The sequence below is a fragment of the Variovorax stachyos genome (genome assembly GCF_051400855.1).
In the GTDB taxonomy this organism is placed as follows: Bacteria; Pseudomonadota; Gammaproteobacteria; order Burkholderiales; family Burkholderiaceae_C; genus Variovorax.
On sequence record NZ_JBLFFN010000014.1, the window covers coordinates 43,175 to 60,684 of the forward strand.

19 protein-coding genes are annotated in these 17,510 nt (G+C 68.9%); 8 read left to right on the forward strand and 11 right to left on the reverse strand.

The genetic code is table 11. From position 1 onward, the window contains the following. Window positions 1-68: 68 nt before the first annotated feature. From ACMGEZ_RS21965 to ACMGEZ_RS21975, 3 genes are all read right to left on the reverse strand, one after another. Window positions 69-866 carry a class I SAM-dependent methyltransferase gene (locus ACMGEZ_RS21965; RefSeq protein WP_436824394.1) on the reverse strand — a complete coding sequence of 266 codons (798 nt, stop codon included), beginning with the start codon at window positions 864-866 and terminating at the stop codon, window positions 69-71. Window positions 867-936: 70 nt separating this feature from the next. After that, complete coding sequence (locus ACMGEZ_RS21970; RefSeq protein ID WP_436824395.1) at window positions 937-1,770, reverse strand: class I SAM-dependent methyltransferase; 834 nt, start codon at window positions 1,768-1,770, stop codon at window positions 937-939. An 11-nt stretch (window positions 1,771-1,781) separates the two neighbouring features. After that, window positions 1,782-2,594 (reverse strand): class I SAM-dependent methyltransferase, encoded by an 813-nt coding sequence (locus ACMGEZ_RS21975; RefSeq protein WP_436824396.1) that lies wholly within the window; start codon window positions 2,592-2,594, stop codon window positions 1,782-1,784. A gap of 43 nt (window positions 2,595-2,637) precedes the next feature. On the opposite strand from ACMGEZ_RS21975, the gene ACMGEZ_RS21980 reads away from it, so the two are divergent. The 3 genes from ACMGEZ_RS21980 (at window position 2,638) to ACMGEZ_RS21990 (ending at window position 4,405) form a co-directional block, all read left to right on the forward strand. After that, the gene (locus ACMGEZ_RS21980; RefSeq protein ID WP_436824397.1) at window positions 2,638-2,838 is read left to right on the forward strand and encodes a hypothetical protein; all 201 of its coding nucleotides are present in this window, start codon (window positions 2,638-2,640) and stop codon (window positions 2,836-2,838) included. Between the two features lie 65 nt (window positions 2,839-2,903). Next, window positions 2,904-3,431, forward strand: coding sequence for an OsmC family protein (locus tag ACMGEZ_RS21985; protein ID WP_436824398.1), 528 nt, complete (start codon window positions 2,904-2,906; stop codon window positions 3,429-3,431). 2 nt (window positions 3,432-3,433) lie between these two features. Then, the gene (locus tag ACMGEZ_RS21990) at window positions 3,434-4,405 is read left to right on the forward strand and encodes an AraC family transcriptional regulator (RefSeq protein WP_436824399.1); all 972 of its coding nucleotides are present in this window, start codon (window positions 3,434-3,436) and stop codon (window positions 4,403-4,405) included. Between the two features lie 153 nt (window positions 4,406-4,558). On the opposite strand, the gene ACMGEZ_RS21995 is transcribed toward ACMGEZ_RS21990, so the two are convergent. Then, a complete protein-coding gene (locus ACMGEZ_RS21995) occupies window positions 4,559-6,127 on the reverse strand; it encodes a hypothetical protein (RefSeq protein ID WP_436824400.1) in 1,569 nt (522 codons plus the stop codon). Between the two features lie 256 nt (window positions 6,128-6,383). Next, a complete protein-coding gene (locus tag ACMGEZ_RS22000) occupies window positions 6,384-6,659 on the reverse strand; it encodes a hypothetical protein (protein WP_436824401.1) in 276 nt (91 codons plus the stop codon). Between the two features lie 152 nt (window positions 6,660-6,811). Between ACMGEZ_RS22000 and ACMGEZ_RS22005 the strand changes: the two genes are divergently transcribed. Continuing rightward, window positions 6,812-7,426: a response regulator gene (locus ACMGEZ_RS22005; protein ID WP_436824402.1), complete on the forward strand. Its 615-nt coding sequence runs from the start codon at window positions 6,812-6,814 to the stop codon at window positions 7,424-7,426. Continuing rightward, complete coding sequence (locus tag ACMGEZ_RS22010; protein WP_436824403.1) at window positions 7,426-9,225, forward strand: ATP-binding response regulator; 1,800 nt, start codon at window positions 7,426-7,428, stop codon at window positions 9,223-9,225. Before ACMGEZ_RS22005 ends, ACMGEZ_RS22010 begins: the two co-directional genes overlap by 1 nt. Before the next feature lie 26 nt (window positions 9,226-9,251). Here ACMGEZ_RS22010 and ACMGEZ_RS22015 read toward each other — a convergent pair whose 3' ends face one another. Next, window positions 9,252-9,455: a hypothetical protein gene (locus ACMGEZ_RS22015; protein WP_436824404.1), complete on the reverse strand. Its 204-nt coding sequence runs from the start codon at window positions 9,453-9,455 to the stop codon at window positions 9,252-9,254. Between the two features lie 107 nt (window positions 9,456-9,562). Between ACMGEZ_RS22015 and ACMGEZ_RS22020 the strand changes: the two genes are divergently transcribed. Next, on the forward strand, window positions 9,563-10,378 hold the full coding sequence (locus tag ACMGEZ_RS22020) for an isocitrate lyase/PEP mutase family protein (RefSeq protein WP_436824405.1): 816 nt from the start codon (window positions 9,563-9,565) through the stop codon (window positions 10,376-10,378). On the opposite strand, the gene ACMGEZ_RS22025 is transcribed toward ACMGEZ_RS22020, so the two are convergent. Further along, entirely contained in the window at window positions 10,379-11,038 is a 660-nt protein-coding gene (locus ACMGEZ_RS22025) for a helix-turn-helix domain-containing protein (protein ID WP_436824406.1), read from the reverse strand. 69 nt (window positions 11,039-11,107) lie between these two features. Between ACMGEZ_RS22025 and ACMGEZ_RS22030 the strand changes: the two genes are divergently transcribed. Both ACMGEZ_RS22030 and ACMGEZ_RS22035 read left to right on the forward strand, forming a co-directional pair. After that, window positions 11,108-11,881: an aldolase gene (locus tag ACMGEZ_RS22030; RefSeq protein ID WP_162588967.1), complete on the forward strand. Its 774-nt coding sequence runs from the start codon at window positions 11,108-11,110 to the stop codon at window positions 11,879-11,881. Between the two features lie 11 nt (window positions 11,882-11,892). Continuing rightward, window positions 11,893-12,984, forward strand: coding sequence for a TRAP transporter substrate-binding protein (locus tag ACMGEZ_RS22035; RefSeq protein WP_436824407.1), 1,092 nt, complete (start codon window positions 11,893-11,895; stop codon window positions 12,982-12,984). 21 nt (window positions 12,985-13,005) lie between these two features. On the opposite strand, the gene ACMGEZ_RS22040 is transcribed toward ACMGEZ_RS22035, so the two are convergent. From ACMGEZ_RS22040 to ACMGEZ_RS22055, 4 genes are all read right to left on the reverse strand, one after another. Continuing rightward, a complete protein-coding gene (locus ACMGEZ_RS22040; RefSeq protein WP_436824408.1) occupies window positions 13,006-13,923 on the reverse strand; it encodes an aspartyl/asparaginyl beta-hydroxylase domain-containing protein in 918 nt (305 codons plus the stop codon). A 91-nt stretch (window positions 13,924-14,014) separates the two neighbouring features. Beyond that, window positions 14,015-14,983, reverse strand: a complete 969-nt coding sequence (gene thiL / locus ACMGEZ_RS22045; protein ID WP_436824409.1) for a thiamine-phosphate kinase — start codon at window positions 14,981-14,983, stop codon at window positions 14,015-14,017. 11 nt (window positions 14,984-14,994) lie between these two features. Beyond that, on the reverse strand, window positions 14,995-16,113 hold the full coding sequence (locus ACMGEZ_RS22050) for a YbdK family carboxylate-amine ligase (RefSeq protein WP_436824484.1): 1,119 nt from the start codon (window positions 16,111-16,113) through the stop codon (window positions 14,995-14,997). Between the two features lie 82 nt (window positions 16,114-16,195). Then, window positions 16,196-17,464: a cation:proton antiporter gene (locus tag ACMGEZ_RS22055; protein ID WP_436824410.1), complete on the reverse strand. Its 1,269-nt coding sequence runs from the start codon at window positions 17,462-17,464 to the stop codon at window positions 16,196-16,198. Window positions 17,465-17,510 lie beyond the last annotated feature (46 nt).

Sequence of the window (17,510 nt, forward strand, 5' to 3'; positions counted from 1 at the left end):
CGTTTCTTGTTGAGAATGGGAAACTCTTTTTCCGCAGATCACCGGGACGGCGGCTCCAAGGAGCTTGCTCATGCCACCAGGCCGCGCACCGCCCAGGCGCGCGCGTCCAGCGCAATGCCGCCGTCTTCCCGCACCGGCAAAGCCTGCCGAATGCGTTCGCGCAGGCGGCCCCGGTGCTCCTCGCTCAGCGACATCGCATAGCCGGGCGCCGACCCTTGCCCGCCGAGGAAAGGCGTCCAGTAGTCGTCGAAGTCCTTGAAGGGCGTCTCGATCTCGATGGCCCGCACTTCGATGCGGTCCAAGCCCGCGCCGGCGAACAAGGCCTCCAGCGGTGCCGGCGCGCACAGCGAGGGGAAGCGGCGCCCTTCGTCCAGCGGCCCGGCCGCCGCATCCAGCTCGACGGCCTCCTTCCAGAAGTAGCGCATCAGGCCCATCCCGCCGGCGTAGTCCCATACATAGGCAGCTACCGTGCCGCCGGGCTTGACCGCGCGGGCCATGCCGGCCACCGCGCGCCCAGGCTCGGGCAGGAAGTTCAGCATCAGCGCCGAGACCGCGGCATCGAAGGAGCCGGGCTCGACTGCCAATGCCTGCGCATCGCCCACCTCGAACGAGGCTCGCGGATCCGCGGTGTGCGCCCGGGCATGGGCGACAAAGCCGGCCGAGGCGTCGATGCCGAACACCGATGCGGGCTGCGCCTGGGCCAGCAGGGTCTGCGTCAGCGCGCCCGTGCCGCAGCCGACATCGAGCCACTTGAGACCAGGCCCGAGCCCGAGCCAGTCCACGAAGCGGGCCGCAACCTTGCGGCTCCAGCGGCCCATGTAGGGCTCGTAGAGATTGCCTGCGGCCCAGACGTCGGTCTCGATCATCAGCGTCTCCTGAATCGGCAGTGCGCCGATGGTCGGGCAGCACCGCGCTTTCCGCAAGCAACGCTGCTCCTCAGCAGGAGGGATGCGCCGGCACCGCCGCAGCGACGATGACGAATTCGCCCGGGACCTGGTAGCCGACGCCTTCCCGCCATCGCTCGATGGCGGCCAGATACCGTGCCTGCACGCGCGAGCGCGTCTCCTGGCCGAAGCGCGACCACGCGAGCGCAACCGGGCCGCCCACGAACGCCGCGCCACACGCCTCCTCACCATCGGCGTAGCGCAAGGTGCACGCCATGCGCTGCTGCACGATGCGCTCGAAGCCGGCTTCGGCGCACAGGCGGGCCAGCACGTCCTGCTGCCCGAGGCGGAAGAACAGTGGGCAGACCTCGCTGCGCACCTCGTCGTCGACGATGGGAAACACGGCCGACCAGGCGCAGCGCGCCCGCTCGCCCCACACCGCCAGCACCACGCGGCCGTCGGGGCGCAGCACGCGCCGCATCTCGCGCAGGGCTTGCGCCGGGTCCGGCACATACATGAGCCCGAGCGCGCACAGCGCCAGGTCGAAGCCGCCATCGGGCAGCGCCAGCTGCTCCGCATCCATGCGCGCGAAGCCGAGCTGGCCCAGGCCTCGCTGCGCGGCACGCTGCCGCGCCGCGTCGACCATGTGATCCGACAGGTCGGTGCCGAGCACCCGGCCCTGCGGACCGACGGCCTGCGCCGCGGCCAGCGCGACCAGGCCGGTGCCGCAGGCCACGTCGAGCACCTGCTCCCCCGGCCGCGGCGCGGCGAGCGCCATCAGGGCCTGGTGCGCAGGCGCCAGCTGCGCCTGCCAGAACGGCTCGTAGTCCGCGGCGGCCAGGTCCCAGCCGTAGCGCTGGATCCGTCGCTGCAGCCGCGGTTCCATGCCTCGATTCCTCAACGGCGGGTGACGACGATCTCGAGGTACTCGCTGGGGACCACCAGCGAGTCCGGCCCGGCGCGGTTCAGGCGATTCATCAGCTCGACAAGGTCCTGCTCCAGTGCCGCCGCCTTCTCGGGCGGCAGCGCGGCAAATGCCTTGAGGACCGGCCCATACCAGGTGCGGAACACCTCGATGAAATGCGCGGGCGAGCGGTAGCGGAAGTTGAAGACGCGCGGCGTCGCCTGGATCGAAGCTGCCTGCTCGCCGAACAGCGAACGCAGGTGCGCTTCCGTGCCCCACAGCGCCGGCGGCTGCACGCCCGCCGGCGGCGGCAGGTGGCGGCCCAGCGTCTTGAACACCTGGCCGATGAAGCCATCGGGCGTCCAGTTGGCCATCCCGATGCGTCCGCCCGGGCGGCACACGCGCAGCATCTCGGCCGCGGACTTGGCGTGGTCGGGCGCGAACATCACGCCGAAGGTGGAGAGCACGGCGTCGAAGCTCGCGTCCTCGAAAGGCAGGGCCTCCACGTCGGCGACCTGGAACTTCACCTCCAGGCGCTCGGCCTTGGCGCGCTCGGCGCCGCGGTCGAGCAGCGCGGCCACGTAGTCGGTGGAGGTGACCTTGCAGCCGCGGCGTGCCGCCGCGAGCGTGGCGTTGCCGTTGCCGGCCGCGACGTCGAGCACCGCTTCGTCGCAGCGCAGGTCGCAGGCCTCGGCCAGCTGCTCGCCGACGATCTGCAGGGTGGTGCCGATGATGGCGTAGTCGCCGCTGGACCAGGCGGCGTGCTGGCGGGTCTTGACGGCGTTGAGGTCGACAGGTGCGTTCATGTGAAGGGCTCCTTGGGCTGGGCCGGAGATCCGGCGGGGGTCGATGGTCTGGGGGAAGGACGGCGGCCACGATGCGGCGCCGGCCTGCCGCTACTGGACCACCGCACCGGCCGCGGCGTCCTGCCCGCGCGTCGCCCATGTTTGCCCGATCGTCCTCCGCCGGGCGGTGTCGGGCGCGAAGCTCGCGCGGCGTCCGGAATTGCTGGCCGGGCGTCCGGGCGACGGCATCGGCTGTTCGGCCTAGTTGGCCTGCGCAGGCGTCGAGCCCACAATTTCCGCATCGTCCTCGGCCGACCGGAGAGCATCGACATGAGCATGCAAGACATCGCTGCGGCCCTGAAGCGCGTGGAGGCGGCGCTGGAGCGCCGCCCGGACATGGGCCTTCACGACGACGCGCCGGCCACCGCGCGCTGGCAAGGTGGCACGCGCGTCGAATCCAGCCACGCCAACGGCACCGCCATGGTGACCGACATGCCGTGCGACCTCGGCGGCAGCGGCGAGCGCGTCACGCCCGGCTGGCTGTTCCGCGCCGGCATCGCGTCCTGCGCTGCCACTTCCATCGCCATGTCCGCGGCGGCCGAAGGCATTGCCCTGGGCGCCCTCGAGGTGCGGGTGGGCAGCCGCTCCGACACCCGCGGGCTGGTGGGTCTCGCGGACAGCGACGGCCAGGAGGTCTACGCCGGGCCGCGGGACATGCAGCTGCAGGTGCGCATCGCGGCCGAGGGGGTTTCGCCTGAGCGCCTGCGCACGCTGGTCGAGGCCGGGGTGCGGCGCTCGCCCATGCCCACTGCGACGCGCAACGCGACGCCGCTGGCGCTGCAGATCGAGGTGGAATGACCATGGACGCGTTATCCGAAGTCCTCCGGGTCGTGCGCCTGGTGGGCGCGATCTTCATCCATGGCCGCTTCACCGCGCCCTGGTGCTACCAGTCGCCGAGCGCGGACGCGGCGGCGCCCTTCCTCGAGCCGGGTGCGGAGCGGGTGGTGATCTTCCACCTGATCACCGAAGGCGAATGCTTCGTCGAAATGGCCGGAGAGCCGCCGATGCGCCTGGTCGCGGGCGACGCGATCGTGTTCCCGCAGGGCGATGCGCACCGCATGACCTCCGAGCCCGGCCTGCCGCCGGCGACCGGCGCGCGCCTCGACGAAGTGCTGTCGCGCCGGCCGCGCATGCTGGCCTACGGCGGCGGCGGCGCGACCACCCGCCTGATCTGCGGCTACCTGGCCTGCGATGCGCGGCTGGCGCGCATGCTGCTCGCGGGCCTGCCGCGGCTGCTGCGCGTGAACGTGCGCGGCTCGAACGCCGGCATCTGGCTCGAAAGCTCGGTGCGCTACGCCCTGGCCGAGGCGCGCTCCCCGCGCCCGGGCGGCGCCGGCGTGCTGGCGAAGCTGGCCGAGCTGCTGTTCATCGAGGTGCTGCGGCTGTACATGAACGAGCAGGGCGAGGGCCGCACCGGCTGGCTGGCCGGCATGGGCGACCGCATCGTGGGCAGCGCGCTCACCGCCCTGCACAGCCACCCGGCCCAGGCCTGGACCCTGGAGGAACTGGCGCGCACGGCCGGCACCTCGCGTTCGGTGCTGGCCGAACGCTTTCAGCAGCTGGTGGGCAGCGCCCCCATGCAGTACCTGACCCAGTGGCGCATGCTGCTTGCGGCCAACCTGCTGTGCCGCAGCAACGCGCCGCTCGCGCGAATCGCCGAGGACGTGGGCTATCAGACCGACACTGCCTTCAGCCGCGCCTTCAGGCGCGAGTACGGCTGCCCGCCGGCGGCCTGGCGGCGCAACCGGTCGGCCCGCCCGCAACTGCACTAGACATCGAGAAGGCTGCACCGAGGAGCAATTGCATCAATCCCTCAATAAAAATGCCCGATGAAGTTCATCGGGCATTTATGGAGCGCCTCATCAGCACCCTTTTGATCTTACCAACCTAGGGATGAAAGGTCGGTGTCTTTCGGCCTTCCGCAATCAGCGAGGGCCAACGGAGTAGCACTTTGTAACCTCGACAGGATTTGGAAAGAGCTCGACTTGGACGTCGTATTCGAACACGCTGACGCTCAGGGTGCCGGTGCCGTCGCTATATTCATTAACGACGGATCTCAACTTGAGTGGCGCATCACCAGTTGCAACACCCGGGATGTTGGCAACGTAGTGACCATTACTGTCGCGAGGCAGCGTGACGCCATTCAACGTCACGTCTTCCGTTCCATGGTTATTGTCGCTCTCAGTGAAACTGAAATAAATTTTCTCGCTCATCGAAGGGCATAGTTTTAGAGTAACAACCTTGCCTTCGAAGAAATAGTCATTCTTGTATAGTTTGCTGTGACCTTCAACCGCCGCCAATTGACGACCTGGCTGCTCGCCCGCCACCGGAGTCAAGATCGCGGACACAGTCTTGCTGACAGCAGCCAAGTTCGCCGTCGCGCCGAGTGAAAAGGTCAAGGACGTCGTACCGGCCTTAACTGCAGTGAGGATAATGCTGTCGCTGAGGTAGTTGTCGGTGTCCCAGATTGCAGATCCAATATCTGGATTGCTCAGCGTAATAGTCGGCGTTCTTTGTTCCCCGGAGATCTCATCATAAATTTCGGCAATTACCGGAATAATCAGTTTATATGTGTGGGGCTGCTTCAAATCAGCAAGAGGAATAGTCGACTTCCTCTTTTCGACGACCAATTTGCCCGAAACCGTCCCCCCCTCATAGTTGGCGGTGGGCACCTGCGTTGCGGTGATGGTCGCAGTCCCTGCTGCCCATGCGGTGACCGTTCGGCCATCGCTTCCGAGGTACGCGACAGGTTCCTTCGAAGCCGACACCATGTTGGAAAGTGCGTATTCGATGGCGCCGGTACTCTTGGTCCTGCCCTGGAGCAGGGCCGTTGACCGGATGGCCTCGAGCGTCACTGTGGACATCGACAGATTCGGCTGAGCCTTCTTGACGGTCAAGACGATGTTTGCCCCCTCCAGCGGCGTGGCGGTCGGGTCAGCAATTTTTGCAGTGATCGTGGATGTGCCGGCGCCTACGATCGTCACAGTGTTGCCGGAAATCGTCGCCACGTTGGTATTGCCACTATAGAAGACGAGCGGTGCGCTAACTCCGGACGGGCCCTTCAGCTTGAACGCGGGGTCGCCAAAGGTCTTGAGCACAGGCCCCCAAGGCACGCCCGGATCAGTGCTCGGAATTCCGGGTATGGGAGCCAAGGGAATGCTGGGGACGGGGGTCGGGGCGGTGCCCGGGTTGCTTGGGGCGGTGGCTGGGATGCCCGAGATGGGAGTCAGATTGATGCCGGAGGTGGGAGCGGTGGTGCTGCCGGAGGTGCCGCTTTGCTCACTGTTCGAAATGCTGCCGATGGGACTCAGGGTGACGGCCTGCAGGCTGCCGTCCGATTTATCCGAAGAGGCGTCCGCGAAGCCGCCTGTTGCGTTGCCTGAACCGCCGCCGCCGCAGGCTGTCAGTATCAGGCTCAGGAGCAAAGGCAGCGCGATGCTGCTCGTTTTAGCTGCTTTGAAACAGCGCCTCATGGCGCCGGGAAAAACCTGCATGTCAGAACTCCTTTTGGAAGATGAGCCGACCAGCAAGCGCAGAGAACCACCTCCACGACCACCACTAGGCGTTTCTGGTCAAGGCGGCGATTCTATTTTTTGCAATTGATTTAGATTCTGATGAATTCTTCACATCAGGATGCGTTTCCTGCAGCGCAAACGCTCGCAAATAACGGCGCGCTAAGCCGGTGCAGGCGCAAGCTCCCGCTGGGCGCCAATGGCCAATAGCCGGATGCCGATGGAAACCGACCGCCGCTCAGGCCAGCTGGAAATGCTGCTCGATGCGCTGCGCCACCCGCCTGGGATGGCGGCGCAGCGCATCGACCGGATAGGAGCCGACGAAGAGGCCGCCCACATTGAGCTCGACGCTGGGGAAGAAGGACCCCAGCGAAGCGCCGGCGTCGTACAGGCAGAACGCCAGCGAATCAAATGTGCCGCTGTCGCCTGCCGGCCCCGCGCCGGCGACGAAGGCGCTGATGCGATAGGTGAAGGCGTTCGATCCGACGCGTTGGATTTCGACCAGGGGCTTCATTCGACTGCGGGCAAGAGGGACAGCGTGAATTTGTTGGGAGCCCGATGGTCGCCGCCGCGCCGGTTTGCGTAAATAGTCCAATTGGACCGGGCGCGCAGCGGGGGGACTTGGGCAGAATGCCCGGACTCCCGCCTCGCTCCCGCCCCGCCCTCATGCTGCCGCCCCGCATTCTTCTGGTCGACGATCACGCGCTGTTCCGCAGCGGGTTGCGCATGGTCCTGGCCGCCGGCATCGCGGACCTGGAGGTGGCGGAGGCCGCATCGCTCGAGGAGGCGCTGCGCACTTCCATGCAGGATCCAGCGCTGGTCTTGCTGGACATCCAGCTGCACGGGCTCAACGGGCTGGAAGGCATCGCCCTCGTCCGGCGCAAGTGGCCGCAGGCGCTGGTGGTGATCCTGTCGTCCGAGGTCTCGCCGCAGAAGGTCCGGCTGGCGATGGAGCGCGGCGCGGCTGCGTTCGTCTCCAAGGCCGAACCGGCCGACAAGATCCTGGCGGTGATCGGCCAGTTGCGCCAGGGCCTGCCGGTGGCGGGCGATGCCCTGCAGGCCGGCAAGGGTGGCGCGGACTCGCAGCCGCTGCTCACGCCCCGCCAGAGCGAGGTGCTCGACCTGATGTGCCAGGGCCTGTCGAACAAGCTGATCGGCCGGCGGCTCAACCTGTCCGAGAACACCGTGCGCGGCCATGTGCAGGCGGTCCTCGCGGCGCTGCAGGTCTCGAGCCGCTCCGAGGCCGGTTTCGCTGCGCGGCAGCGCGGCCTCGTGGCCTGATGGTCGACAAGCCGCGCCTGCCCGAGGAGCGCATGCTGGTGGAGCAGCTGCGGCTGCAGCTGGGCAACATCGGCGCCTCGGTGATCCCGACCATCCTGCTGGCGCTGCTGCTGGTCTGGGTGCTCTCCAACGAGACCAACGCGCTCGCGATGCGAGCCTGGGCCGGCACCATCATCCTGCTCAAGCTGTATCTCGCGTGGGATGCGCGGCGCCTGCTGGCGTCCGAGATCAATCCCGCGAGCGCGCGCCGGCTGCTGGCGCGCAAGATGGTGCTCAACGCCATAGACGGCGTGGCCTGGGGTGCGCTGGCGTGGGCTGCGCTGGGCTCCACCACCGTGGCGGGCAGCGTGCTGGTGGTGGCGGTGCTGGCGGGCGTCGCCGGCAGCTCCATGTCCTCCCTGGCGCCGATTCTGCCGGCCTTCATCGTCTTCGGCACCGCCGAACTGGTCGTGCTTGGAGCCAAGCTGTGGTCCATGGACGATCCGGCCTACGACGCCCTGGGCGCAGCTGCGATCCTCTACACGGCGGCCTTGCTGGGGCAGGCGCGCAACGGCTCGCGCGCGGCGCGCCGAGCCATCGGGCTGCGCTTCGAGAACCTCGAGCTGATCGAGCGCCTGCGCATCGAGACCGAGCATGCGCAGGCCGCGCATCGGGCGGCCGAGGAAGCCAACCTCGCCAAGTCCCGCTTTCTTGCCGCCGCCAGCCACGACCTGCGCCAGCCCATCCATGCGCAGGGCCTGTTCCTCGAGGTGTTGTCACGCACCAAGCTCTCGGCCGATCAGTACGACGTGCTGGCCAATGCTCGCGCCACCTGGCAGGCGTCTGCCGAGATGCTCGACACGCTGCTGGACTTCTCGCGCATCGAAGCCGGGGTGGTGGAGCCGCAGGCGCAGGTCTTCGCGCTGCAGCCGCTGCTCAACAAGATCGAGAACGAGCTCGCGCCCCAGGCCGATGCCAAGGGCATCGTCTACCGCTCGCGCGAAACCCATGCGGCCGTGCGCTCCGACCCGGCCCTGGTGGCGCTGATCCTGCGCAACCTGGTGTCGAACGCGATCCGCTACACCGAGCGGGGCGGCGTGCTGGTCGCCTACCGCGCACGTGGCGAACAGGTGGTGCTCGAGGTGTGGGACACCGGCATCGGCATCGAGCCGGCTCAGCACCAGGCGATCTTTCGCGAGTTCCACCAGCTCGGCAATGCCGAGCGCGACCGCCGCAAGGGGCTGGGCCTGGGCCTGGCCATCGCGCACGGCCTGGCGCGGGCGCTGGGGCAGGAGCTCTCGCTGGTGTCGGTGCCGGGGCGCGGCAGCGTGTTCCGGCTCACACTGCCCGCCGCCCGCGCCGGCGTGGTCGCCGACGTCGGCGAGCCGCTGCCGGCGCAGGCGCGCGTGTTCGACCTGCGCGTGCTGGTGATCGACGACGACGAATCCGTGCGCACCGGCATGCGCCAATTGCTCGGCGCCTGGGGCTGCGCCTGCGACGTGGCCGATTCCATCGAGGAGGCCCAGGCGCTGGCGCGCGCGCATCGCCCGGGCCTGGTGATCAGCGACTACCGGCTGCGCGAGCTGCGCACCGGCGCCGAGGCGATCGCGGCCTTGCGCACGGAGTTCGGCGCGACCCTGCCGGCCCTGCTGATCACCGGCGACACCGCGCCGCAGCGGCTGCGAGAAGCGCGCGCGACCGGCGTGCCGCTGCTGCACAAGCCGGTGCTGCCGAGCCAGCTGTATCGCGCGATGACCGCAGTGCTGAACGGGCGCGAGCTCGATTCTTCTTTCGCGGCGCTCGATGCTCGGCGCGCCTGAGCCTCAGCCGGCGCGCCGGGGCTGCGTCACTCGCAGCGAAACAGCACGCCCTGCTCCGCCGGTGCCTTGCCCAGCATGCGGGCGGTCACGCCCTTGTCCCGGCAATGGGCGTCTGCCTGGAGGTAGGTGGCGGCGCGCAGCGTGCCGTCGCGCATCGGGACGACTTGGTTGGGCGGCACCCCGCAGCCGGTGACGAGCAAAGCCACGAGGAGGGGTGCGGGCCAGTTCATCCGGGTATTTTGCAGTAGTTCCCTGGGGTGCCTTCGACGCTGCCGTGCTCTATAACCACAGGCCGGGCTTCATCCGAAGTCCGGCATTCTTCCGAGCCGAGGCCCCCATGACCCGTACCGTTTCCGAAAAGCGCGCCCTCTTCCGCCAGCTCCATGCCGAGGGCTGCTTCGTGCTGCCCAACCCCTGGGACGTGGGCAGCGCACGCTTCCTCGAAAGCCTGGGCTTCAAGGCGCTGGCCACGACCAGCTCCGGCTTCGCCTGGTCGCGCGGCCGTGCCGATGGCGCGATCCCGCGCGAGCAGATCCTGGCCCATCTGCGCGAACTGGTCGCCGCCACCGACCTGCCCGTGAACGCGGACTTCGAGAGCGGCTTCGCCGCCGACCCGCAAGGCGTCGCGCAGAGCGTGCGCATGGCCATCGATACCGGCGTCGCCGGCTTGTCGATCGAGGACTCGACCGGCGATCCCGACCATCCGCTGTACGACATCGAGCTGGCGGTGGCACGCCTGCGCGCCGCGCGCGCGGCCATCGACCAGGAGGGCGGCGAGACGCTGCTGGTCGGCCGGGCCGAGAACTTCTTCCAGGGACGCCCCGACCTCGACGACACCATCGCCCGGCTCAAGGCCTATTCGGAGGCCGGCGCCGACTGCCTGTATGCGCCGGGCATCCGCACGCGCGAGCAGATCGCGGCGGTGGTGGCCGCTGTCGCGCCCAAGCCGGTCAACCTGCTGGTCGGCTCCACCAGCGAGCTGACGCTGCAGGACATCGCGGCGCTCGGCGTGCGTCGCGTCAGCGTGGGCGGAGCGCTGGCGCGCGCGGCGTGGGGCGGGTTCATGCGCGCGGCGCGTGCGCTCGAGCAGGGACGCTTCGACGGCTTCGCAGATGCTGCGTCGGGCGTGGAACTCAACACGCTGTTCCGCTGATCACTGCGCGGACAGCACCAGCAGCGCCCGCGCCTGCGCCCGCCCGACGCGGGCGACGCGGTGGTTCAGGTAGCCGGGGAAGTGGATGCAGTCGCCCGCCTGCAGGCGCTCGGTGCGCTCGGGGAAGATGACGTCGATGGTGCCGGCCAGTACGTAGAGCATCTCCTGCCCCTCGTGCTGCGCCTGCAGCGAGCCGCCGTTCTGTCCGGGGTAGATGATGAAGGCCTCGAAGGCGCTGACCGAATGCCCGTGCAGCAGCGGCGCGAAGCGGTGCTCCGCCGGCTCCTCGGCCGCATGGCCCGGCGCCAGCTCGGCGCCGCGCGTGATCTTGATGTCGGCCTTGTCCAGCGTCTCGCCGACCAGGTTGCCCATGCTGGTGCCCAGCGCCTTGGCCAGCCGCGCCAGCATGTGGATGGAAGGCGTCTTGAGGCCGCGCTCGAGCCGCGACACATGGGCCTTGTGCACGCCCACCGCATCGGCCAGTTCCTCCACCGTCAGGTTCCTCAGGCGCCGCAGCGCCTTGATGCGCGGCCCCACGCTCTGGAAGGCGGCGACCGGCGTGGCGTCGTCGGGCGGCAAGGCTGAAGCCGCAAGCGTGCGCGGCTTCCTCGCCGACGGTGCGGCTGCAGGGGCACTGCGGACAGAGGTTCTGGTGGCCATGGTGCTTTCGATGTTGACACAGGTCAACACGTTGACCAGAATAGGTCAACAAGTTGACCTGGAGAGCACATGCAAGACGATCAGGACATCAAGGCCGCGGTCTACCGCGACCTGCAGGACAAGACCAGCCCTTCGTCGTGGAGCACCGTCGAGCAGCTGGTGCTGGCCTGCCGCATGCTCGCGGCCGAAGGGCACTGGGCCAACGGCCTGGCGGGGCAGATCACGGCGCGCGGCGAGCGGCCGGGCACGTACTACACGCTGAAGTTCGGCATCGGCGCGGACGAGGCGACGCCGCAAGGCTTCATCCTGACCGACGACGACCTGCGACCGCTCGACGGCGTGTCGCTGCCCAACCCCGCGACGCGCTTCCACCTGTGGGTCTATCGCGCCAACCCGGCGGTGCAGTGCATCGTCCACACCCATCCGGCGGCGGTGTCGGCGCTGTCCATCATCGGCCAGCCGCTGGTCGTGGCCGGCATGGACGCCACCCCTTTCTTCGAGAACTGCGGCTACCTGTCGGAGTGGCCCGGGCTGCCGATCGGCAACGACGAGGGGCGCCTCATTTCCGAGGCCCTGGACGGACGCAAGGCACTGCTGCTGGCGCATCACGGCCTGTTGACCGCGGGTGCCACGGTGGCCGAGGCCGCGACGCTGGCGATCTGGATGGAGCAGGCCGCGGCGGTTCAGCTGCGCGCCGCGGCGGCCGGCACCATCAAGCCGGTGCCCGCGCACCTCGCGCGCGAGTCGCGCGACTTCCTGCTGAAGCCGCAGATCACCGATCTCACCTTCCAGTACTTCGCGCGCCGCGTGCTGCGCGCGGACCCCGCCTGTCTCACCGCCTGAGGAAAAGCGCCATGCAACGACGTTCCCTGCTCGCCGGCGCTGCCGTCGCCGCCGCCGTATCCGCACCTGCCATCGCGCAGGGCACGCCGACCGTCCGCTGGCGCATGCCTTCGAGCTTTCCGAAGTCGCTGGACACCGTGTTCGGCGGGGCCGTCGCCATCGCGGAGATCGTGCGCAAGCTGACCGACGGCCGCTTCACCATCTCGCCGTTTGCCGCCGGCGAGCTGATGCCGCCGCTGGCGGTGCTCGACGGCGTGCAGAACCGCAGCGTCGAGTGCGGCCACACCGCCGGCTTCTACTACGTCGGCAAGGAGCCGGCCCTCGCCTTCGACACCGGCATCCCCTTCGGCATGACGCCGCGCCAGCACACGGCCTGGATGATCCACGGCGGCGGGCTGTCGCTGATGCGGGAGATCTACGAGCGCTTCGACGCCGTGCAGATCCCCTGCGGCAACACGGGCGCGCAGATGGGCGGCTGGTTCCGCAAGGAGATCAAGCGGGTGGAAGATTTCCAGGGGCTGCGCATGCGCGTGCCGGGGCTGCTGGGCCGCGTCTACGCGAAGCTCGGCGTGACGCCGCTGCAGCTGGCCGCTGCCGACGTCTACCCGGCGCTCGAAAAGGGGACGCTCGACGCCGTGGAATTCGTCGGCCCTTATGACGACGAGAAGCTGGGCCTGGCCAAGGTGGCGCGCTACTACTACGGGCCGGGCGTGATGGAGCTCGGCGCCTCGCTGTGCTTCATCGCCAACAAGAAGGCCTGGGCCGAGCTGCCCGACAGCTATCGCGCCGCGCTGGAGGCCGCGTGCGCGCAGGCCGGCGCCGACATGCTGGCCAAGTACGACGTGGGCAACGTGCCGGCGCTGAAGCGGCTGGTGGGCAGCGGCGCCAAGCTCAACTACTGGTCCAGGCCCATCATGGATGCGCTGCACAAGGCCACGCAGGAGGTGCTGAAGGACGAGGCCGCAGCCAACCCGGTCTTCGCCAAGGTGCACGGCAAATGGCGCGAGTTCCTCGACGAACAGCTGGTCTGGTCCTCGGTCAACGACGGCGCTGCGGAGCAGTACATGCTGGGCACCAAGCGGACGGTGGCGGCGGCGCGCTGAAGCTCAGCCTGCGAGCGATTCTCAGAAGAACAGCCAGTAGAACAACCCACCGAAGATCGCCCACTTGACGAGGTAGTAGCTGGGCTTGTTCCAGGCCTTCAGCCGCTTGCCCAGCACGCGGATCTTGTAGACCTGTGCAAAGGCCTTGTTCAGGCCGCCGATCGGCTCGCCCTCCACGTTCTGGGTGGCGGCGGCCTTGATCATGCGCCAGCCGATCTCGCGATTGATCCAGCGCGCGATCCGGTTGTTCAGCGGCCGCTCGACGTCGCAGAACAGGATGAGCCGGGTTTCATCGGTGAGGTTCTCGGCGTGGTGGATGTAGGTCTCGTCGAACATCACCGCCTCGCCGTCCTTCCAGTGGTAAGGCTGGCCGTCGACGAAGATCCTGCAGTTCGGCGCATCCTGCGGCACCTTGAGACCCAGGTGGTAGCGCAGCGAACCCGCGAACGGGTCGCGGTGCCGCACCAGGTTGCTGCCCGGCGGCAGGACCGCGAACATCGCCGCGCGCACCGAGGGAATGCCCGCCAGCAGCTCGGTCGTTTTCGGACACAAGCCCTTGGCCGAGGGCAGGAAGTCGCCGTACCAGTTCAGATAGAAGCGCTTCCAGCCGGTGCGAAAGAAGGAGTTGAAGCCGATGTCGGTGTAGCCCGCCGCCGCCTTGATGTGTCCCTCGTCGAACAGCGCCAGGCCTTCGTCGCGGATGGTCTCCCAGTTCTGCTGGAGCACGTCGAGCTCGGGGAACTGCTTCAGGTCGATGTAGGGCTTCGACGGCACCGACGAGAACCAGTACATCAGCACGTTCAGGGGCGCGAAGAAGGTCGAGTGGTCGCCCAGCTGCCGCCCGAGCCGGTGCCGCACCTGGCCGCGAAAGTGCACGTAAAGGCCGGAGGCCAAAAAGGTAAGGGGGATGAGGAGCTTGTACGACAGGAAGGCGGGCATCGATGGGCGACGTGCGGTCGTCGTCGGGGTGAAGCGAAGCCGCGGATTCTCCCCGAATCTCGCGCGAAGCGCCCGACGAGAGCCTGGCGCCTCAGGCCCTGGCTGAAAAATGCTCGAAGGCTGCGAATTGCTGCGCAAGCGGCGAGCCGTGCGCATCGACGATGCGCAAGCCGGCCGCGGCCTCGATGCGGCCGATGCGCGCGACCGGAGTGGCGCTCTGGCGTGCGGCCTCGAGCACGGCGGCGGCGGCAGAGGCCGGTGCGGCGAAGAGCAGCTCGTAGTCGTCGCCGCCCGCGAGCGCGCAGCTGCGGCGCAACGCCGGCTCCAGCGCCGCCGCGGCGGGGATGCCGATGAGGGCGCAGGCGGCATCCGCGTCCACCGTCGCGCCCACGCCGCTGGCGGCAAGGATGTGGCCGAGGTCGCCGACCAGCCCATCGCTCAGGTCCACCGCGGCGCTCGCGATGCCGCGCAGCGCCTGGCCCAGCGCGACGCGCGGCTCGGGCTGCTCCATGCGAAGGCGCGCCTGTTCGAAGGCCTCGGGCGGCAGCGCCAGCGTGCCGCGAAAGACCTCCAGCGCGAGACGTGCGTCGCCCAGCGTGCCGCTGGCCCAGAGCTCGTCCCCGGCCTTGGCGCCGGAGCGCAGCAGCGCCGCCCCGGCGGGCACCTCGCCGAAGACCGTGATGCAGAGATTGAGCGGACCGCGCGTGGTGTCGCCGCCGACCAGCTCGCAGCCGTGCGCATCGGCCAGCGCGAACAGGCCGCGCGAGAAGGCCTCGAGCCAGGCCTCGTCGACCGCGGGCAGCGCCAGCGCGAGGGAAAAGGCCAGCGGCTTCGCGCCGCAGGCCGCCAGGTCGCTCAGGTTGACGGCGAGCGCCTTGTGGCCCAGGCGCGCAGGGTCGACCGTGGAGAGGAAATGCCGGCCCTCCACCAGCATGTCGGTAGACACCGCGAGCTGCATGCCGGGTGCCGGCGCGAGCAGCGCGCAGTCGTCGCCGATGCCGAGGGGGGAACGCGCGGCCGGGCGCTTGAAGTACCGGTCGATGAGGTCGAACTCGCCCATCGTCGTCACCCTCATCCGTGCCGGAAGCGCATTGCGGCCTGCCGCACCACCTCCGCCAGCAGCCGCTCCTTGGCCTGGCGCTCGCGCAGCCAGCGCGCGTCGTTGCGGTTGGCCTCGACGCTGGTGCGCAGCTGGCCCAGCGCCGCGGTGGCATCCAGCGCCTCGCTATGCCATTCGAGCTGCGTCATGGTCATGAGGATGTGGTCGCGCAACGGCATGTGGCTGCCGGTGGCCGGGTCGACGTAGAGCGCGTCGAGGCCGAAGCGGCAGGCCTGGAAACGGTTGTAGGTGTAGACCAGGTAGTCGTCCTCCGTCGGCGTGAAGGGCTGCTCCTGCAGGAACCAGGCGGCCAGCGACTGCACGTAGCCGGCCAGCGCGGCGGCGCGCTCCACCGTTAGCGGCGTGTCGAAGACGCGGATCTCGATGGTGCCGAACTCGGGCTTGGGCCGGATGTCCCAGTAGAAGTCCTTCATGCTGCGCACCACGCCGGTGCGGGTCATGCGCTCGAAGTAGTTGCCGAATTCGCGCCAGCTGAGCGTGAAGGGCGCGCGGCCCGACAGGGGGAAGGCGAAGACGGAGTTGAGCCGTGCCGAGTCGAACTGCGTGTCCTGCCCCTGCACGAAGGGCGAGGAGGCCGACAACGCGATGAAGTGCGGGATGTAGCGCGACATGCGGTGCAGCATCAGCAGGGCGCCGTCGGCATCGGGGCAGCCGATGTGCACGTGCTGGCCGAAGATGGTGAACTGCTTCGACAGGTATCCGTAGAGCTCCGACAGCTCGCGAAAGCGCGGCTTGTCGTAGATGCGCCGCTCGTGCCATTGCTGGAAGGCGTGCGTGCCGCCGCCCACCACCGCGATATTGAGCTTGTCGGCGTTCTTCACCAGCGCGTCGCGAATGGGCGTGAGCTGTGCCACCACGTCCTTGGCCGAGTGGCAGATGTCGGTCGAGATCTCGATCATGCTCGAGGTCATCTCAGGCACCACGCTGCCGGGCAGCGGGGTCAGGGCCATCAGGCGCAGCATGTCCTCGGCATAGGGCGCGAGGTCGTAGTCGTGGGTGTTGACCAGCTGCAGCTCCAGCTCGACGCCCAGCGACAGCGCGACCGACTTGTTGAAGGGCTCCAGCGGCACCACGCGGCTCTCCGGGGAGCCGGGGATCGGCGGCGTTCCCTCTGGCGGCCTGCCGGGTTCGAAGACGCTCATACCGGCCCCCTCATCGCTGCGTGTCTTCCGTGATGCTGAACGCCTCGGGCAGCCAGGGCCTGGAGCTTTCGCCGGCGCCGTGGATGGCGACGGTGGCGAGCACGGCGCCGAGCACCTCCATCAGCAGGATGGCGGGCAGCGCGATCTGGGTGATCATCGCGCCCAGCAGCGGCGAGGCGGTGACGAAGGCCGAGGTGATCAGGAGCGCGATGGACGACAGCGGCGACATCGCGCAGCCGACCCACAGCGCCTGGCGCCAGCTCGCGCCGCTGCCGGGATTGGCAATGGCCACGCCCGCGATCTTGGCGACCGTGCGCACGGCGATCACCGCCAGCACCACGCTGGCGACGGGCAGGCTCCAGTCGGCTTGCGCCGCCACCACCGACACCAGCACGAACATCAGCATGGTGAGCAGCGAGGCCGCGGTGCCCAGCTGCCGCGGCCAGACCCAGGGCTTGGGATGCAGGGCCTTGAGCAGCACTCCGCCGATCAGCGCCGCCAGCGGTGCCGAGCCGCCGAAGTGCGCGGCCAGCGCGGCGCCGGCCGCGATGATCGCGAGCAGCAGGATGGAGGTGTTCTCGCTGGCCGGGCTCATCACCCGCAACGCCGAGCGCAGCGACAACGCCATCAGCGCGCCCACCACGAAGGACAGGCCCAGCACCACCGCCACCGGGTAGAGCTTCTGGAACAGGCCCAGCGGCGCGTGCTCGATCAGCCCGGCCTGCGCGTAGCCCAGCGCCAGCGCGTAGAAGGTGTTGAGCGTGGCCAGCGTCAGCGCGCGCTCCGTTACCGGGCCGGAGCCGCGGGTGTCCATCACGACCCGGCTCAGCACCGCCGGCGAGGCCACGATTGCCATCAGCGCGATCGGGTTGGCCACCGGGTCCGGCACGTCCATCCAGTGCAGCGTCCAGAACACGCCGAGGTAGGTCAGCGTGGCTTCGAGCAGGCTTTGCACCAGCACCATCGGGTTGTGGCGGAACCAGCGCAGCGGCAGCCGGCCGCCGGCTTCGAACAACACGATCGCCACGCCGAGCTCGAGCAGGAACAGGCTGATGCCTTGCAGCGGCCACATCGCCCCCTCGAAGCCCAAGAGGCCGACGACCGTGCCGACCACCGAGTAGCCGACCACCTTGGGCATGCCCGTGTAGCGCTGCACCAGGTGGCCGGCAGCGGCGGCCGCGGCCAGCAGCAGCGACCACAGCACCGTGGGCAGGCCCGCCGAGGGCCGCACCCACTCGGACCAGAAACCCAGCAGGTCGTTGGGAATGAAAGAACTCATCAAGCCAATCTGTTCAACAAAGGACGCGGGCGCCGGGCAGGCACCG

What these genes read in the sequence shown, in the direction of transcription:
- ACMGEZ_RS22035 (WP_436824407.1), top strand. Translation starts at nt 11,893, where the DNA reads ATGCAACGACGTTCCCTGCTCGCCGGCGCTGCCGTCGCCGCCGCCGTA.
- ACMGEZ_RS22030 (WP_162588967.1), top strand. Translation starts at nt 11,108, where the DNA reads ATGCAAGACGATCAGGACATCAAGGCCGCGGTCTACCGCGACCTGCAG.
- ACMGEZ_RS22025 (WP_436824406.1), bottom strand. Translation starts at nt 11,038, where the DNA reads ATGGCCACCAGAACCTCTGTCCGCAGTGCCCCTGCAGCCGCACCGTCG.
- ACMGEZ_RS22000 (WP_436824401.1), bottom strand. Translation starts at nt 6,659, where the DNA reads ATGAAGCCCCTGGTCGAAATCCAACGCGTCGGATCGAACGCCTTCACC.
- ACMGEZ_RS21970 (WP_436824395.1), bottom strand. Translation starts at nt 1,770, where the DNA reads ATGGAACCGCGGCTGCAGCGACGGATCCAGCGCTACGGCTGGGACCTG.
- ACMGEZ_RS21980 (WP_436824397.1), top strand. Translation starts at nt 2,638, where the DNA reads ATGGTCTGGGGGAAGGACGGCGGCCACGATGCGGCGCCGGCCTGCCGC.
- ACMGEZ_RS21990 (WP_436824399.1), top strand. Translation starts at nt 3,434, where the DNA reads ATGGACGCGTTATCCGAAGTCCTCCGGGTCGTGCGCCTGGTGGGCGCG.
- ACMGEZ_RS22005 (WP_436824402.1), top strand. Translation starts at nt 6,812, where the DNA reads ATGCTGCCGCCCCGCATTCTTCTGGTCGACGATCACGCGCTGTTCCGC.
- thiL (WP_436824409.1), bottom strand. Translation starts at nt 14,983, where the DNA reads ATGGGCGAGTTCGACCTCATCGACCGGTACTTCAAGCGCCCGGCCGCG.
- ACMGEZ_RS21975 (WP_436824396.1), bottom strand. Translation starts at nt 2,594, where the DNA reads ATGAACGCACCTGTCGACCTCAACGCCGTCAAGACCCGCCAGCACGCC.
- ACMGEZ_RS22055 (WP_436824410.1), bottom strand. Translation starts at nt 17,464, where the DNA reads ATGAGTTCTTTCATTCCCAACGACCTGCTGGGTTTCTGGTCCGAGTGG.
- ACMGEZ_RS21995 (WP_436824400.1), bottom strand. Translation starts at nt 6,127, where the DNA reads ATGCAGGTTTTTCCCGGCGCCATGAGGCGCTGTTTCAAAGCAGCTAAA.
- ACMGEZ_RS21965 (WP_436824394.1), bottom strand. Translation starts at nt 866, where the DNA reads ATGATCGAGACCGACGTCTGGGCCGCAGGCAATCTCTACGAGCCCTAC.
- ACMGEZ_RS22020 (WP_436824405.1), top strand. Translation starts at nt 9,563, where the DNA reads ATGACCCGTACCGTTTCCGAAAAGCGCGCCCTCTTCCGCCAGCTCCAT.
- ACMGEZ_RS21985 (WP_436824398.1), top strand. Translation starts at nt 2,904, where the DNA reads ATGAGCATGCAAGACATCGCTGCGGCCCTGAAGCGCGTGGAGGCGGCG.
- ACMGEZ_RS22015 (WP_436824404.1), bottom strand. Translation starts at nt 9,455, where the DNA reads ATGAACTGGCCCGCACCCCTCCTCGTGGCTTTGCTCGTCACCGGCTGC.
- ACMGEZ_RS22040 (WP_436824408.1), bottom strand. Translation starts at nt 13,923, where the DNA reads ATGCCCGCCTTCCTGTCGTACAAGCTCCTCATCCCCCTTACCTTTTTG.
- ACMGEZ_RS22010 (WP_436824403.1), top strand. Translation starts at nt 7,426, where the DNA reads ATGGTCGACAAGCCGCGCCTGCCCGAGGAGCGCATGCTGGTGGAGCAG.